Source organism: Burkholderia sp. Bp9031 (assembly GCF_003857965.1).
Classification (GTDB): domain Bacteria; phylum Pseudomonadota; class Gammaproteobacteria; order Burkholderiales; family Burkholderiaceae; genus Burkholderia; species Burkholderia ambifaria_A.
Window position 1 is genome coordinate 1 of the sequence record NZ_QTPW01000005.1, and the last position, 13,982, is coordinate 13,982.

18 protein-coding genes are annotated in these 13,982 nt (G+C 63.3%); 5 read left to right on the forward strand and 13 right to left on the reverse strand.

Translation table 11 applies throughout. From position 1 onward, the window contains the following. Nucleotides 1-199: 199 nt before the first annotated feature. On the forward strand, nucleotides 200-940 hold the full coding sequence (locus DIE15_RS08185; RefSeq protein ID WP_057925235.1) for a 3-ketoacyl-ACP reductase: 741 nt from the start codon (nucleotides 200-202) through the stop codon (nucleotides 938-940). 118 nt (nucleotides 941-1,058) lie between these two features. Further along, nucleotides 1,059-1,625 (forward strand): polyhydroxyalkanoate synthesis repressor PhaR, encoded by a 567-nt coding sequence (gene phaR, locus DIE15_RS08190; RefSeq protein WP_012363978.1) that lies wholly within the window; start codon nucleotides 1,059-1,061, stop codon nucleotides 1,623-1,625. Between the two features lie 625 nt (nucleotides 1,626-2,250). Here the strand turns inward: phaR and DIE15_RS08200 are convergent. Next, nucleotides 2,251-2,502: a hypothetical protein gene (locus DIE15_RS08200; RefSeq protein ID WP_047900820.1), complete on the reverse strand. Its 252-nt coding sequence runs from the start codon at nucleotides 2,500-2,502 to the stop codon at nucleotides 2,251-2,253. A 572-nt stretch (nucleotides 2,503-3,074) separates the two neighbouring features. Here DIE15_RS08200 and DIE15_RS08205 point away from each other — a divergent pair. Genes DIE15_RS08205 through DIE15_RS08215 form a run of 3 tightly spaced genes read left to right on the forward strand, consistent with a single transcriptional unit; the run spans nucleotide 3,075 to nucleotide 4,433 of the window. Continuing rightward, on the forward strand, nucleotides 3,075-3,494 hold the full coding sequence (locus DIE15_RS08205; protein ID WP_124832904.1) for a type II toxin-antitoxin system RelE/ParE family toxin: 420 nt from the start codon (nucleotides 3,075-3,077) through the stop codon (nucleotides 3,492-3,494). Further along, nucleotides 3,481-3,915 (forward strand): helix-turn-helix transcriptional regulator, encoded by a 435-nt coding sequence (locus DIE15_RS08210; protein WP_185734394.1) that lies wholly within the window; start codon nucleotides 3,481-3,483, stop codon nucleotides 3,913-3,915. Before DIE15_RS08205 ends, DIE15_RS08210 begins: the two co-directional genes overlap by 14 nt. Next, on the forward strand, nucleotides 3,912-4,433 hold the full coding sequence (locus DIE15_RS08215; protein WP_124832906.1) for a hypothetical protein: 522 nt from the start codon (nucleotides 3,912-3,914) through the stop codon (nucleotides 4,431-4,433). Before DIE15_RS08210 ends, DIE15_RS08215 begins: the two co-directional genes overlap by 4 nt. Nucleotides 4,434-5,683: 1,250 nt before the next feature. Here the strand turns inward: DIE15_RS08215 and DIE15_RS08225 are convergent. The 12 genes from DIE15_RS08225 to DIE15_RS08275 all read right to left on the reverse strand — a co-directional run bounded on the left by DIE15_RS08225 (nucleotide 5,684) and on the right by DIE15_RS08275 (nucleotide 13,975). Continuing rightward, on the reverse strand, nucleotides 5,684-5,968 hold the full coding sequence (locus tag DIE15_RS08225) for a hypothetical protein (RefSeq protein WP_124832907.1): 285 nt from the start codon (nucleotides 5,966-5,968) through the stop codon (nucleotides 5,684-5,686). Then, a complete protein-coding gene (locus tag DIE15_RS08230) occupies nucleotides 5,965-6,648 on the reverse strand; it encodes a hypothetical protein (RefSeq protein ID WP_124832908.1) in 684 nt (227 codons plus the stop codon). The genes DIE15_RS08225 and DIE15_RS08230 overlap by 4 nt, the downstream gene beginning before the upstream one ends. Next, on the reverse strand, nucleotides 6,645-6,989 hold the full coding sequence (locus DIE15_RS08235; RefSeq protein ID WP_124832909.1) for a hypothetical protein: 345 nt from the start codon (nucleotides 6,987-6,989) through the stop codon (nucleotides 6,645-6,647). Before DIE15_RS08235 ends, DIE15_RS08230 begins: the two co-directional genes overlap by 4 nt. Continuing rightward, nucleotides 6,986-7,795: a hypothetical protein gene (locus DIE15_RS08240; RefSeq protein WP_124832910.1), complete on the reverse strand. Its 810-nt coding sequence runs from the start codon at nucleotides 7,793-7,795 to the stop codon at nucleotides 6,986-6,988. The genes DIE15_RS08235 and DIE15_RS08240 overlap by 4 nt, the downstream gene beginning before the upstream one ends. Beyond that, the gene (locus DIE15_RS08245; RefSeq protein ID WP_260428212.1) at nucleotides 7,792-8,184 is read right to left on the reverse strand and encodes a DUF3268 family zinc-finger domain-containing protein; all 393 of its coding nucleotides are present in this window, start codon (nucleotides 8,182-8,184) and stop codon (nucleotides 7,792-7,794) included. The genes DIE15_RS08240 and DIE15_RS08245 overlap by 4 nt, the downstream gene beginning before the upstream one ends. A gap of 209 nt (nucleotides 8,185-8,393) precedes the next feature. Further along, a complete protein-coding gene (locus DIE15_RS08250) occupies nucleotides 8,394-10,142 on the reverse strand; it encodes an AAA family ATPase (protein WP_124832911.1) in 1,749 nt (582 codons plus the stop codon). After that, nucleotides 10,139-11,026, reverse strand: coding sequence for a DNA translocase FtsK (locus DIE15_RS38020; protein ID WP_124832912.1), 888 nt, complete (start codon nucleotides 11,024-11,026; stop codon nucleotides 10,139-10,141). The genes DIE15_RS08250 and DIE15_RS38020 overlap by 4 nt, the downstream gene beginning before the upstream one ends. Before the next feature lie 27 nt (nucleotides 11,027-11,053). Next, on the reverse strand, nucleotides 11,054-12,349 hold the full coding sequence (locus DIE15_RS08260) for a hypothetical protein (protein WP_124832913.1): 1,296 nt from the start codon (nucleotides 12,347-12,349) through the stop codon (nucleotides 11,054-11,056). A gap of 14 nt (nucleotides 12,350-12,363) precedes the next feature. After that, on the reverse strand, nucleotides 12,364-13,173 hold the full coding sequence (locus DIE15_RS08265) for a PD-(D/E)XK nuclease family protein (protein ID WP_124832914.1): 810 nt from the start codon (nucleotides 13,171-13,173) through the stop codon (nucleotides 12,364-12,366). A gap of 51 nt (nucleotides 13,174-13,224) precedes the next feature. Then, nucleotides 13,225-13,401, reverse strand: a complete 177-nt coding sequence (locus DIE15_RS36910; RefSeq protein WP_185734397.1) for a hypothetical protein — start codon at nucleotides 13,399-13,401, stop codon at nucleotides 13,225-13,227. Next, complete coding sequence (locus DIE15_RS08270; protein WP_124832915.1) at nucleotides 13,398-13,622, reverse strand: hypothetical protein; 225 nt, start codon at nucleotides 13,620-13,622, stop codon at nucleotides 13,398-13,400. Before DIE15_RS08270 ends, DIE15_RS36910 begins: the two co-directional genes overlap by 4 nt. After that, entirely contained in the window at nucleotides 13,619-13,975 is a 357-nt protein-coding gene (locus DIE15_RS08275) for a hypothetical protein (RefSeq protein ID WP_124832916.1), read from the reverse strand. Before DIE15_RS08275 ends, DIE15_RS08270 begins: the two co-directional genes overlap by 4 nt. Nucleotides 13,976-13,982 lie beyond the last annotated feature (7 nt).

Sequence of the window (13,982 nt, forward strand, 5' to 3'; positions counted from 1 at the left end):
GTCAAGCGCGACGCGAAGCGCGGGCTGGCGTCGCTGTGCATTGGCGGCGGGATGGGTGTCGCACTCGCGGTCGAACGTCCGTAACCGGCCGTCACCGCCAAACCAATCCGGGCGCCGGCCGATTGCGGCTTCGGCCAGCGCTACGTGAAGTCAGAGGGGCCTCCGGCAGCTCTCGAAACCAAAAAATGGAGTGAGATTTATGTCTCAGCGAATTGCATACGTAACGGGCGGGATGGGCGGCATCGGCACCAGCATCTGCCAGCGTCTGTCGAAGGACGGCTTCAAGGTGGTCGCGGGTTGCGGCCCGAACTCGCCGCGCCGGGTGAAATGGATCGAGGACCAGAAGGCGCTCGGCTACGATTTCATCGCGTCGGAAGGCAACGTCGGCGACTGGGAATCGACCAAGACGGCGTTCGACAAGGTCAAGGCCGAAGTCGGCGAGATCGACGTGCTGGTCAACAACGCGGGCATCACGCGCGACGTCGTGTTCCGCAAGATGACGCATGAAGACTGGACGGCCGTGATCGACACCAACCTGACGAGCCTGTTCAACGTGACGAAGCAGGTGATCGACGGGATGGTCGAGCGCGGCTGGGGCCGGATCATCAACATTTCGTCGGTGAACGGCCAGAAGGGGCAATTCGGCCAGACGAACTACTCGACCGCGAAGGCCGGCATCCACGGCTTCACGATGTCGCTCGCGCAGGAAGTCGCAACGAAGGGCGTGACGGTCAACACCGTGTCGCCCGGCTACATCGGCACCGACATGGTGAAGGCGATCCGTCCGGACGTGCTCGAGAAGATCGTCGCGACGATCCCGGTGCGTCGTCTCGGCGGGCCGGAGGAAATCGGTTCGATCGTCGCGTGGCTCGCGTCGAACGATTCCGGCTTCGCGACGGGCGCCGACTTCTCGCTGAACGGCGGCCTGCACATGGGCTGAACGTCCGGCTGTGCGGGCCGGGTCGGCCGCGCAGCCTGGCGTTTCCGAAGGCCCCCGCCTCCCGGATCCGGGAGGCGGGGATTTGTCACTTGCGCTACGCTGCATTCAAAGGCGTTACATGACTACTACAAAGAAAACGGCCGAGCGGCTCATCAAGAAGTACCCGAACCGCCGGCTCTACGATACCGAGACGAGCACGTACATCACGCTGACCGACGTCAAGCAGCTCGTGCTGGAACAGGAGGACTTCAAGGTCGTCGATGCGAAATCCAACGAAGACCTGACGCGCAGCATCCTGCTGCAGATCATCCTCGAGGAAGAGAGCGGCGGCGTACCGATGTTCTCGTCGTCGATGCTGTCGCAGATCATTCGTTTCTACGGTCATGCGATGCAGGGCATGATGGGCACGTACCTGGAAAAGAACATCCAGGCGTTCATCGACATCCAGAACAAGCTTGCCGATCAGTCGAAGAACCTCTACGAAGGCAACGCGATGAATCCGGAAGTCTGGTCGCAGTTCATGAACATGCAGGCGCCGATGATGCAAGGGATGATGACGAGCTACATCGAGCAGTCGAAGAACATGTTCGTGCAGATGCAGGAGCAGATGCAGAACCAGGCGAAGTCGATGTTCAGCACGTTCCCGTTCAAGCAACCGGGCGCGACGGAGCCGGAGAAGAAGTAACGCTTTCGCGGCAGGCCGGCCGCGGCGGCGCGAGCCGCCGGACGGTCGGTGCCGCGACGTGCGGCGATGCGATACGGCCGATCGTGTGCGCTCGCACGACGATGGCTGACGGTCCGCTGCCGCAAGAATTCGCCGACGGTCGTTCTTGATCGTCGGCACCGAATGCCCGTGCCTTCGCGCGCGTGAGGCGGGCATGACCGAAGTCCGGTCGATCGAATTCCAGACAAGTAGTGAAACGCAACCGGGACGTGTCGCACCTGGCGGGCGCGCGCTCGTGCCGGTCGCGTGCCGCGAAGCGCATGCGGGTGCGTGCGACAACGGCGGCGCACAATCGGGATGGATGCGTGCGGGAGTGTCCGGTGACGATAGCCGCGCGGCGGCGCCGGGAGCCGGGTTGCCGCAACTCGATGCGGAAATGTGGCCGGTCGGCGGCGGGGCGATGCGGTGTGGGTGTGGTTCGAGCGGTGTCTGACTGCTGCGAAGTTTCCGTGCGCGCGGGGTTGGATTCGCATTGGCCCGCTTCGGCGGGCTTTTTGACGCTCCCGTTACGGGAGCGTTTTCGCACAAGGCGGTCCGGACGTTTGCGAACGCCCGCGGCGACGCCGGCGTTGCCGGACCCGATGGTTCACAGTGCCGGGAATCCCTGCTCGTCGTCGTGCGGCGGCAGATCGAGCACGAGCTTGACGGCACTGTAGTTGGCCTTGAGCGAAAACACGCGGCCGATCACGAGAAACGTCTGCCGCGAATTCTCGAGTTCGACGAAGTCACCGGGTTGCGGCACATGGGCGCCCTGGTCATAGGAAAAGCTGGTGCTGGTCTGCTCGCCGATGGTTTCGGCGGCGTGCTCGGTGAATTCGATCGTGATGTGGGTGGTCATGCGAATCCCGTTGGGTAATTGATGAGAGCGGATGTCGGGATTTTCGCATAGCGGCGGGGCGGAGCCGGGGCAATCGTCGTGCAGTGATGCGTGGCGATCGTATCGGTCGTTTCATCGCCGTCGGCCGGAAAGGGGCCGATCCGCAGTTCGTGGCGGCCCGATGCGATCGCATGCGCTGCATATTGAGGGCGCCATCGGCGAGCTCTCGACCGCTGGTTTTGCCTCGCTGACCCATAAATAGCTGTAAACTCACGCTTTTGCCGCCACGCCCCCACATTCCAGATGTCCCAGTCCCCCAAAGTAGGCTTTGTCAGCCTCGGGTGCCCGTAAGATACTCAATATATATCAATTGTGGTGACCTCGGAGTGACCCCTAGTCAGGGTCGGAGACGGCAAGAGCGGTGCTAGAATCGGGCTACATCCTCGGAGATCGTGCATGCGGTGGGCCGGCGTTTCAGCGGGTGCGACACTTCGCCGCACCCCAGGCTTGCCCGTCTGCAGCGGGCTTCTGCGAGCAATGCCACACGCCGATGTCAAGCTCTCCCCTTGAAGAATAACTTTTAAGTTAATATCTTGCGCGTAGAAGCCGTTATCAAACATGCGTGGTCCGTCTACGAGGTGCTGAGCGCCCGCGGCGATCGCGCGTTGGACGACATCAAGGACGGTGACATTGAACGCTGCTGGGCATTTCTCGAGCATGTCGCTATGCATGGACCAGAGGCCTTCGCTGAGAACCGTACCCATGATGTCTGTGACGACCCCAAAATTTGGCAGTTTGATGTCTCTGGTACGTTGCGCCTTCTGTATTTTTACGATGACGGTCGGATGATCGTTCTGGCGAAAATGTTCTACAAGGCCGGGGGTAAGTCTGGGAAGACACCCAAAGCGCATGTCAATGCGGTAAAAGAGGCATACAAGGAGTACCAGGAAGCCAAGAAGAACGGCACCTTGGAACTAGTTGAAATTGATGGAGAGGAAGATGAAGATCAGTAGCCGCTACAAGGAAGCCTTCAAGCGCGCACAAAAATCTCCCGAATATTGGACCGAGCGCGCATTGCTCGATCTGTCCCGACAACTCGTCGAGGCAATGAAAAAACTGGGGCTTACGCAAAAAGCTCTGGCAGAACAGATGGATAAAAAGCCGGAGTTTGTTAGCAGGGTCTTCAGTGGTCGGCATAACGTGACGATGGCGACCGCTGCACAAATCGCGCACGCTCTCGATATGCATCTGGATATCAAACTTGAACCGAATGTAGTAGCGGGTCGCAAGAAGACGTTCAGTGTAACTTCGGATGGTGAATCGTTTGTTCCTCGTGATGGAGTTGTCGTTAGAAGCCGACGTTTCACTCTTATCCAAGGCGCGAACGAGACGTTTACGTCTGCTCCGACTATTGAGGCTCGCAAAGCAGCATGAATCGAGAACTGCTTGATAAGGTCCTGCCGCATCTACACATCCAAACGGCATTCCCAACGCATATCGATGCAAAAGTTGCCGCTTGGTACGATCGTCGGCAGGTATTCGAGAGTTTCACGCGGATTAATTGGACGGTGTCCGAGATATCTGTCTCTGAAGTTGAATTTGCCGGCGATGCCAAGCAACCGACCATCAACTTCATGAAGTTCATGGCGTCTACACGAACGAGAATTGTGAAGACTGGGGGCGAGGGCATACCAGCAGACGATACAGAATTGAACGAGGAAGATGTAGCTTGTGATCTCCTGATCGACTTTGTTGTCGAATACATTGTGGCCGGTTGCAAGCCGGACGAATTGCCTCAAGAAGGGGTAAGTGAGTTCGCGTCACACAACATGCCGTACCATCTCTGGCCATATTATCGTCAGATTGTTCAGGACTTCGCAATGCGCTTGCAAGTTCCTATGCCCACCGTGCCGTCTTTTAGAGTTCCAAAGACGCATCAAGCCGGAAAATAGCGAGTCGAGTCTAGAATAGCTCGATGGAAAAAGCGGCGTCAAATGAATGGCGCCGCTTTTTTAGTTGGCGCTGGCGCTTGGGGGCTGCGTAAGCACACGCAGGTGCCCGTTGCCGATCAGGAAGTCTCGATATGACCTGGTCGCCACCTCCCACACTGCGCGGACCACGTTCGGCCCCGAGTCGATGATCCGGCCTTGCATGTCGACCACCGCGAGCGTTGCTGGTTCACCGGCCGGCGTCGTGATGCTCAACCACAGAAAGCCTACTGCGTTGGCGGTGTTGGTGATTGGTGCGGCACATCGTTCGTGCGTGCGGTTTCAGTCGGTGGCTTGTTCGTCGGTGCAATTGTTGCATTCCTCCCTTAGCTTTGAACGCGACGACCCGGAACCACGGATTCGCTTCTCAATCGAACCTAAAAAATACTAGAAATATATAAATTGGTAGTGGGTGGGAACCGGACGTCGCCTTCCCGGGGTAGAGAAACATGAAATCGTGCCTTGCGCCAGGTTGTTGCCGTCATAGTTTCGGGGCATGATTGATCAGCACGACCTAGTACGTTCTCTTGTGGACTGAAAACAGGTTGTGCCACCGAAGAATACCTTACCTCAAAAAAACGTGACGGGATGGTGGCATATGAGACCGATTCTTGATAGAGGCTTTCTAGCAACCTTGGCCACGTCGGCAGCTCTACTTTCGGCGCCGGCTCTAGCTAACGATTTTGAAGATTGTGGCGATCATTGCTATGCAGGCGTTCCCGGAGTAATGAAGGAGTCTTCTGTCTATTCATGTGATTCTGATTGGAATGGTTCGTGCGGAAGTGGAAATAGTGGGGATTTCAATCAATGCGTTCCAGATTCCTACCAAATTTGCGGATATAAATCTGAGGTTCTGAGCCGTAAAAATGGTGGGTACGGAATGAATTCGATTCAAAAAAACTGCGTATCCGGCTCTCTGTCGTCGAGGGGAAGTGGAAACATATTTGATCGATGGGGTGGGACAATTGTGGTTCGCCTTACCATCTATTCGCATCCATTAGGCTACGTGCCTACGGACGATGAGAAGCGCACCTACTGCAAAATCGAGCGTGACGGAAATCCGCCGAGAGAGGGGTGCGAGTGTAACGGACCGGTGATGATGTGTGGTGGCACACCTGCCGGAGCATGTGGATCTTATCCGCCGCCGTGGGCCCAATGACCTTGATTGGTGGAGTAAAAATAAAAACAGCGCCGTAAGGGGCGCTGTTTGCCGGCTAGATGTGTTGCGTTGGTTTTGCCAGTACCCGTAGATGTCCGCTCCCGATCAGGAAGTTTCGATACGACCTAATCGCGACCTCCCACACGGCACGCATCACGCTCGGCCCCGAGTCGATGATGCGGCCTTGCATGTCGATCACCGCGAGCGTCGCCGTCTCGCCGTCTGGGGTCGTGATGCTCAACCCTTGAAAGCTGACCGCGCTGATCGTGCTGGAGATCGGCGCGACGACCTGGAGGTCGGCCGCCGGCGCGCCGGCGTTCGGTTCGTTCTTCTTCGTCATTGCTCCGGGCCTCCCACTCGTTTGAATTCCAACACCCACACCCACGGATTCGCGTCCCAACCGTGGCCGTTCGCGGCGTTGATGCTGTCCCAAAGGCATTGAAACGACTCGCGGGCGCTCTCGGTGCCTTCGCCGTTGTCGTACTCGTAGGCGCCTGCAACTGTGCCTTCCGCCTCGGCGTCGTTCTCGGTGATGGACTGCACGCGCTCGACCCGCGCGCAGGTCACATCGAGCAGCGTTCGAGTGGCGGCGCGCGGCATGAAGATCGACGGCCTGCGCCACCAGGCAGGAGTGCTGCTGCGACGATGGCGCGCGACGGTCGGCGTCGGGTCTTCGTACTGGTAGCGCCGGTCCATTTCCGCCGTCAGGTCGACGAAGTGCCATTTATCGCGCCCCTTCTTCTCGCTGTATCGCGTTTCCCATCGCCCATAGGCGAAGAACGTTTCGCGTACCCAGAGGCGATCGCCGGGCATACCGTGCGGGCAAGCGAGCTCGTCGACGCTGCACCAGCCCGAGCCGGCGAGATCATGAAGGTCGCCGGTCGCCTCGCCGCGTGCCGACCCGCTGACGTACCAGCCGAGCCCGGCCGGCACCTTGAAAACGCGGCGCGTCTGCGTCTTCCGACCGTCGAGGACTGCGCGAACCATTTCGCCGTTGAACAGGATCGGATGTTCTTTCATTGCGTCCTCGCCATCATGCAGAGCTCGGCGCGCTCGCGGTGCGCGCTGTCGTAGCCGGTGAGTGTCGATCGCCAGTCCGGCGCGTAGGCCGGCCCGGCCACCGACGTCGACTCGCGCAGTGCGATGTCCGCGTTGGTCGGCCGGACGTAGGCCGGGCAGAGGCGTTCGCCGTGCCGGCGCGCGCCGCGCGTCAGGCGGCCCGATTCGACGAGCGCTTCAAGCAACGGTTTCATCTGCGTGGCCTTGATGCCGAACTTGCTGGCGACCGTGCTGGCTTCGTACTTGGTGCCGGCGGACATACGCGCGAGGATCTGGTCGGGGGTGGGGCGGCGCTTGGTCATGCTGCACCTACTGCGCGGGCGGTGAACAGGTTGATAAGGGATGTCGCGGGCCCAACCGCATCTACGGGCAGCGTGATCCCGTGTGCGTCGCACGCACTGATGACGTCGTCGTCCGTCACCTCGGCGCGCGGCTCCGGCTGCGCCCCAGTAAATCCGTAGACGGCCACAGGTCCGACGCGATGCCATGCCGGCTCGTCGCGAGTGAAGTGGGCGACTTCGGCGCTCGGCGCGACCGCATAGCGCCCGTCGTCGTGCTCGAACATGATGGCTTCGCGCGGCTCCGGCTGCTGGGTGGCCGACAGCCGCTCGCGCAGCCAGTCCGATACCGTCGCGCCGCGTGGGCAGCCGAACTCCAGCGCAACCTCGTGCACGGCGTCGAGCGCCTTCCGCGTCGCGTCGTAGACCCATCCCGATACCTGCCGTTCGGGGGCGGCCGGCAGCGATTCGCGATACTCGTCGACGGCGCGCTGGTAGCGGGCAAGGATCCCGCGCGCGTCCGGTGCGTTCACGCCGTGCAGGAAGCTGCGCAGGCCGGCCGCGCGTGCGATTTCGAGCAGCGCCTCGGGGGCAATCACCTTGCCACCGCTGCCGGCGGCCACTGCCAGGCAGAAGCCCATGAAACGGTCGCTGTCGCGGACACGTTGATACGCTTCCTCGGCGTGCGGCACGACGTCGCCGAACGCGTTGCGCTCGGGCGTGTAGTCGAAGGCGCGGCGCATCGCGGCTTCGAAGCGGTCCAGTTCGCGCAGAACGTCGATAGGTGCCGGCAGCGAACTCGGGGTGTTGTTGGTGGTCGTGTTGGTCATGCTGCCTCCCATGCGTTGCAGATTTCGACGACGCGATTGCACGTCGACACGTCAAACCAGCCGATGTGGCATTCCTCGTGGTTCTCGATGCCGAGTTGCTCGGCCAGCCAGGCGTAGGCGTCGGTGCGCGACGCGATGGCGCCGGATTCCCAGAGCGGGTTGAACGCCGCTTTCGCGCGCTTGCGCGCCTCGCGTGTGGGCGCGTCGGCCAGCGTGCCGAGCGGGATGCTTGTGAACGAGTGCATGCCGACGTACGCGCGGCAGGTGCGGCACAGGAAGGCCCACGGCCAGTCGCCGTACTCGCGGCCGTAGATCTCGGCGTTACTCACGATCTCGACCGGGCCGCCGTCGTAGTGACAGGCGGTCGGTTGGGGAAGGGGATTCTTCACGCGCGCGGTCGCGCGGCGCGAGGGGTTCCAGGGAGTTTTTTTCGTCTGAGTCGGTTGCATGTCGGTTCCAAAAAAACGGGCGCTGTACGAGCCGCCCCGAATGCGCCGCGCAATCCGAGGCACGGAAGGCGCGCGGCGGTGAGCAATAAAAAGCGGGCGCTCTACGGGCCGCCCCAAACCGGCGTGCGGGGCGCACGCCGGCGACCAGTTCAGGTGGCGGCCGGCTCGCCGGCACACACGGGGGTTACGCAGCTGTTCTCGATCCAGAACGCCTCGATGCTTTCGGGCAGCGCCTTGGGCGGTGCCTTCAGGCTCATGAACACGAGTGCGGTGTCGATCTGGTTGGTGAATGCGAGGTCGTCGAGCCAGTAGAGCAGGCGGTCGCGTTCCTCCGCGATCAACAGGTCGGCGCGATCGAGGACGAGCAGCCGCAGGCCGGACAGCAACGCGATTGCGGCCGCGATATGGGCGTCGGCGCGCCAGCGCTCCGACTCGGACAGCAGGCCGTAAGGCCGGCCGCCGACGAAGATGGACATATCGGGCTTCACCAGCACATGCGCCCACTCGCTCAGTTCCGCGAGATCCGCGAGCTTCTCGTTCATCGGCCCGAGTGCCTCGTTCAGCAGCTCGGCGGGGATGCCGTCCGGGCCGAGCGCTACCGCGATGCGGTCCCACTCCGTGACGTCGGCGTTGTGCGCCTGTGCCTTCTTCGTCACGTCAGCGGCGGCCGCGGCGCGGCGCTGGCGTTCGTGCGCTGCTTCGACGTCGGCGGCAATCTTTCCGCCGCGCGTGTTCAGTTCGGCCAGGCGCGCGCGCATCTCGTCGATTTCTGCCGTCGACACGAAGTCGGCCTGTTCCGCCTCCAGCAGCTTGAGCTGCTTTGCGGCTTCGTCGGCGGCGTCGAGATCCGCGCGGCGGTTCGCTGCGGCACGCTGGAGCATGGCGAGGCTGTTCTCGTACTCGGGCAGCTTTGCGCGGGCGTCCTCGTCGACTGCCGCGGCGCCCGCCGCGGTCAGTACGCCGTGCAGGTAGCGCAGCAGCGCGCCGCACTCCGGGCATGCGCATTCGACACCGGCCGGCGCGGCTCCGGCGGCCGCACGCAGCGCTTCGACCTTCGGCAGAAATTCCGCCACCTGCGCGTCGGCATGCTCGAGCGACGCGGCGCGCTTCGTGTACTGCTCCGCGACCACGCGCAGCTCGGATATCTTCGACGCGCGCGCGTTGGCGGCAGTGCGGCTCGCTTCGGCCGCGCCGATCTGCTCGCGCACATCGCCAATCTCTCCGTCGATCGAATCGAGCTCGCTTTCGAGCTTGATCGTTGCGGTTTCGTCGAATTCGACCGGCTCGGGCCGCCACGTCGTTGCCTTCTGGCTGCCGTACGTCTCGCCCGTGACCGCCTTCCATGCCGCGCGCGCGGCCTTGGTGCGCTCGGTCGCGTCCCGCTGCGCCGCGTCGAAGCCCGCGCGCAGCAGCGGCGTGATGACCTGCAGCCGCTCGGCGCCGCCCGCCGGCAGTGCTTTGTCGTAGCCGAGCCGCGCGACGAGCCGCTGGCGCATTTCCTCGTGACCGACCTTCACGCCCATCAAGTCGTAGAGGAACGTGCGGCGGTCGGCCGGCGCGAAACGCGCGAAGCGCTGCGCGTCCAGCACGAGCGGCATGCGCGGGTCGTCCGCCAGGCCGCGCGCGAGCTTGCCGCCGGGCAGGCTGATCGTGTTGTGCGCGTCACCGGATGCGACCGTGATCTGGCCGCCGGTCGCGCCTTCGTTCAGCAGCGCGCCGAATTCCTTCTTCAGCTGGACCCGGGTCGCGTCGCCGGTCAGTGCCAGGCGCACGGCTTCCTCCATGCTGCTCTTGCCGGCGCCGTTGGCGCCGCCGAACAGCGCGACGGGCTTGTCGAGGGTGATGTCGGCCTCGCGCACGCCGAGGAAGTTGCGCACGAATATGCTCGTGATCTTCACGCTGCGTCTCCCTCGGTTTCGGCCGACTTCAGCACCGCGCGCTGGCCCTTGTCGTTCTCCGCGCTGACGACGCCGCGCTTTTCGAGAGCCTCGACCAGCTGTGCGGCGCGGTTGTAGCCGATCCTGAAATGGCGCTGGATCAGGGACACCGACACGCGCTGCTTCGCGATCACGAACGCCTCGACCTCGCCGATCAACGGGTCGTCGTCCGTCTGCTCGTCGTGCCAGTCTTTCCAGCCCTTCACCCACGCGATGCACAGCTCGCCGGCCATGATCGGACAGTCGGTTTCTGCGCTGCCGGCCTCGGCCGCCGCGCGGCCCGCTTGGTACTGCTCGTCGACCTGCGCCTGTGTCGGGCCGTCGCCGAGCTGCGGGACTTCGCGGAATTCGGCGTCGACGATGTCGCTGTCGTCGGTCGGCAGGCCGTTCATGCCGTCGCCGTCGTCGGCGGTGTATTCGCCGCCAAGGTTCAGGCCGCGCTGATCCGATTCGCCGCGCACCTCGTCCATGCCTTCGGTGTGCTCGCCCGGGTTGGCCACGACGACCAGCACGGTCTTACCGCTGGCGTCGTACAGCTCGTGCAGGTTCGTCGCGTGCGCGCCGAACTTCACGACCGCCTTGACTCCGTCCTTGATGGTGATCTGGTCAAGATCGCCTTGCACGACGATGCGGCCGTCGCTCGCGATCAGGTGCACGGCCATCTTCACGCTGGTGTCGACGCGCTTGCGCAGTCGGTCGATCACGTCGTTTTGCTTCTTCTCGCTCAGCTTCACCCAGACGTCGGGCAGCATCTTCAGTTCGAGGACGAGGGCCGACAGTAGGTCGCGGCCGATCGTGCCGGCGGTCATGTTGAGGACGTTCTTCGCGTCGTTGTTCTCGGTCATGGTCGAATCCTTGTGATGGTTGGCGGGTTACTCGGCGCCGAGCGGCGTGCGCGGCCGGCGCTGCGCGCTGGTGCGCTGCTGTTGCTGGCGTTGCTGCTGCGCCTGCTCGTCGGCGGCCGCGGTGATGGCTCGCATGCGTGCCGAGGCGGCCGCGTTCAGTTCGGCCTTGATCGCTTCGTTGGTGACGCCGGAAATCGCGCTGCGCGCGAGGTCGAGATCCTCGGCGGTGGTGGCGGCCGCGATGTCCTCGCGGATGCCCTGCACGAGGCCGGACTCGTCGAACTCGAAACCACCTTGTTGCCCGTCGTCGGCCCGCTGGCCCATGCCGTCGTCGTGCGATACCTGTGTGGTGGTTGACGGTTCGCCGACGGTAGAAGCAGGCGCGTCGGCGGTGCGCGGCTGGCGCACGGTCTGCGACGGATCGCGCGCCGCGTCGTACGCACCGTTCTGCCAACCCGGCTGTTGATTGGTCGGCGCTCCGGCGCGCGGCACCTCGTCAGCGGGCTGGGCTCGGCCGCCGCCGCGCATTTCGTCGAGCGTCGTGCGGTTCACCGAATAGGAGCCGTCCGGATTGACGTCGACGATATCGGCGGCTTCCTCTACGGTCGTCAGGCCCATCAGCAGTTCGGGCGCATACAGCTTCCCGAAGAACGACGCGGTGCGGTAGCGCAGCATCACCTCGGGCATGGTCTGCCACTTGCTACCGTTCTTCGTGAACCAGCCTTCCTTGACGGCCAGCTCGATCGACACAGGCGGCGACTCCAGGCGCGTTTCGCTGCCACGCTCAAGCGCCCACGCGACGCAGACCATGTCGTCGATTTCGACGTCCTGCTTGCGCTCCTCGCGTACGCGCCGGCCGTTGTTGCCGTCTTTCCACTCGAAAAACGTGTATGCGACGGCCTTGCGGCCGAGCTTCTGAATGTCGAAGCGCAGCGGCGAGAAGCGGCCGCATCCGTTGATAGCGGCGATGATCCACTGCGACGACCAGGACGGCCGGCCTTCGACGATGTACAGGTTCTGCATGACCATCAGCGGATCTGCGTTCATCCGCTGCGCCATGTTGAGCGCGACGACGGCGTTCGCGAGCGCGTTCGGGTTCTCGCGCGACTCGGTGACGTTGCCCCACTTATCCGTCTTTTCGATCACCTGGCGGTATGCGACCGGAACAAGCGTCGACGACGCGAGCAGCTTCGCCGCGCGCTGCATCAGCTCGAACGACTGCAGCGAACCGAAGCCCGGCGCGACGGCCGGCAAGCTGGCCTCGCGCGGCTGCGGCGTGCGCACGGCTTCGAGGGTGGTGGGTGCGTTGGTAGATGCGGTCATAGTGGCCTCGTCGATCAGTCGTGGAAGATGCAGGTGGCGTAGCGCGGGCAGTACTTCTCCGCGCACAGGAGGGATTTCGGGTTGGGGTAGAAGTCGCCCGAGCGGAACATGTCGGCGGCAAACTGGATAAGGCCGGGGGTGTCGTCGGTGCCGACCATCACGCGCTTCGCGTTCTTGACGGGCGCGGTCGCGATTTCGAGCGTGCCCTTCGTCTTGAGCCCGATGATTTCGGCGGCGTCGCCGATGATGTCGTTCGTCGAGTGCTCGTAGAGCAGCTCGTAAGTGCCGACCTGCGGGCCGTGTCCCTTCGTGACGGCGGCGCCTTTCTGTACGGCCGATGATCCGCTCTTGAGGTCAGCAATCCCGACGCCGAGCGCAGAGCGGCGCACGCGCGCGCGGTCCATCGTGCCGGTCAGCCGAACGACGATCCCGTTGCCGCAGTCGATTTCGAGCGGCTTTGTTTCCATCTCGACCGCGACGAACTGATATTGCGGCGAGACTTCGAGGCAGTACTTCGTCAGCAGCGTCAGCCCGACACGCTCGGCCTCCGGAACCGTCAGTTCGTCGGCGAACGGGTTGTACTCGTTCTCGGGGTCGTGCAGCTTGTCGACGAACGCGCCGGCGGCGTCGTCGACGGTCAGCCCGCTGCCGTCGATGCGGGCCTGGTCGAATACGGCGGTGCCCGCGTGAATCGCGGTGCCGAGCGCGGCGCGCAGGCCGACTACGTTCGGCAGCTTCAGGAGGTGGATGCCTTCCCACCGATACGAGCAGTCGAAAAGCGCGCCCCAGCTCGAAGCGCGGACGGTATAGACGGATTGTTTCATATAGGACTCCGTATTAATTGGAATGGGTATCTGGCGACGTGGCAGATCGGGCTACTGCAGGCGAGCCTGACCGATCAGGTACGCGACGAAAAGGACGGCGCCGACCGGCGCGCCGTAGAACAGCATCCAGAACGCTGCGGCGAGCGCGCGGCGATTGCGCGGCATCGCTGCATGAAGCAGGGCGTTATCAGGGGCCGGACGCAGCATGAGCAGGCGAGGAGGTATCACGCGCCACCTCGAAATTCGCGCGCGACGCGCTCGGTACGGACTGCGTCGGCTTCGTCGCTCGCGCCGAGGTAGGAGTAGAGCGCGAGCAGGAACGCAACGCACAGGAGGAACGGACCGGCGAAGCTGGCGTGCCGACCGGCGGCCGCGCGCAGGTTCATGCGGCACACACTCACGGCTGCGAGGACCCACGCGATGCAGACAATGGTGAGGTTGATCGTCATGCATCACCTCGCGTCGCTGCGTCGTGCCGCGCGTCGTCGTCCAGGCGTTGCACCTGCGCATTCGCGATAGCGCGTGCGAGTCCGCCGACATACGCGCGATACCGAGCGCTGATGAAGTTGTAGAGGTTCTCGCGCCCCAACCGATATGCAGAGAGCAGGTCGGCCGCTTCGCCGTCGCAGATCGCGCCGAGGGCATCGGCGAATTCGGCGGCGTCTGGTGTGCCGAGTTTTCGATGCTCGATGACGCTGGCGAGCGCGTCGACCAGCTCGGCGCGTGCGGCCTCGTTATCGAGATCCCGCTCGACACGAGCCAGGCCGCGTTCGATGAACGCTTCGTAGGCGGTGGTGGTCATGCTGACC

Coding starts and splice junctions, on each gene's coding strand:
- DIE15_RS08235 (WP_124832909.1), bottom strand. CDS start 6,989: ATGACCAAGCGCCGCCCCACCCCCGACCAGATCCTCGCGCGTATGTCC.
- phaR (WP_012363978.1), top strand. CDS start 1,059: ATGACTACTACAAAGAAAACGGCCGAGCGGCTCATCAAGAAGTACCCG.
- DIE15_RS08260 (WP_124832913.1), bottom strand. CDS start 12,349: ATGACCGCATCTACCAACGCACCCACCACCCTCGAAGCCGTGCGCACG.
- DIE15_RS08200 (WP_047900820.1), bottom strand. CDS start 2,502: ATGACCACCCACATCACGATCGAATTCACCGAGCACGCCGCCGAAACC.
- DIE15_RS08270 (WP_124832915.1), bottom strand. CDS start 13,622: ATGACGATCAACCTCACCATTGTCTGCATCGCGTGGGTCCTCGCAGCC.
- DIE15_RS38020 (WP_124832912.1), bottom strand. CDS start 11,026: ATGACCGAGAACAACGACGCGAAGAACGTCCTCAACATGACCGCCGGC.
- DIE15_RS08265 (WP_124832914.1), bottom strand. CDS start 13,173: ATGAAACAATCCGTCTATACCGTCCGCGCTTCGAGCTGGGGCGCGCTT.
- DIE15_RS08225 (WP_124832907.1), bottom strand. CDS start 5,968: ATGACGAAGAAGAACGAACCGAACGCCGGCGCGCCGGCGGCCGACCTC.
- DIE15_RS08275 (WP_124832916.1), bottom strand. CDS start 13,975: ATGACCACCACCGCCTACGAAGCGTTCATCGAACGCGGCCTGGCTCGT.
- DIE15_RS08230 (WP_124832908.1), bottom strand. CDS start 6,648: ATGAAAGAACATCCGATCCTGTTCAACGGCGAAATGGTTCGCGCAGTC.
- DIE15_RS08215 (WP_124832906.1), top strand. CDS start 3,912: ATGAATCGAGAACTGCTTGATAAGGTCCTGCCGCATCTACACATCCAA.
- DIE15_RS08185 (WP_057925235.1), top strand. CDS start 200: ATGTCTCAGCGAATTGCATACGTAACGGGCGGGATGGGCGGCATCGGC.
- DIE15_RS08240 (WP_124832910.1), bottom strand. CDS start 7,795: ATGACCAACACGACCACCAACAACACCCCGAGTTCGCTGCCGGCACCT.
- DIE15_RS08210 (WP_185734394.1), top strand. CDS start 3,481: ATGAAGATCAGTAGCCGCTACAAGGAAGCCTTCAAGCGCGCACAAAAA.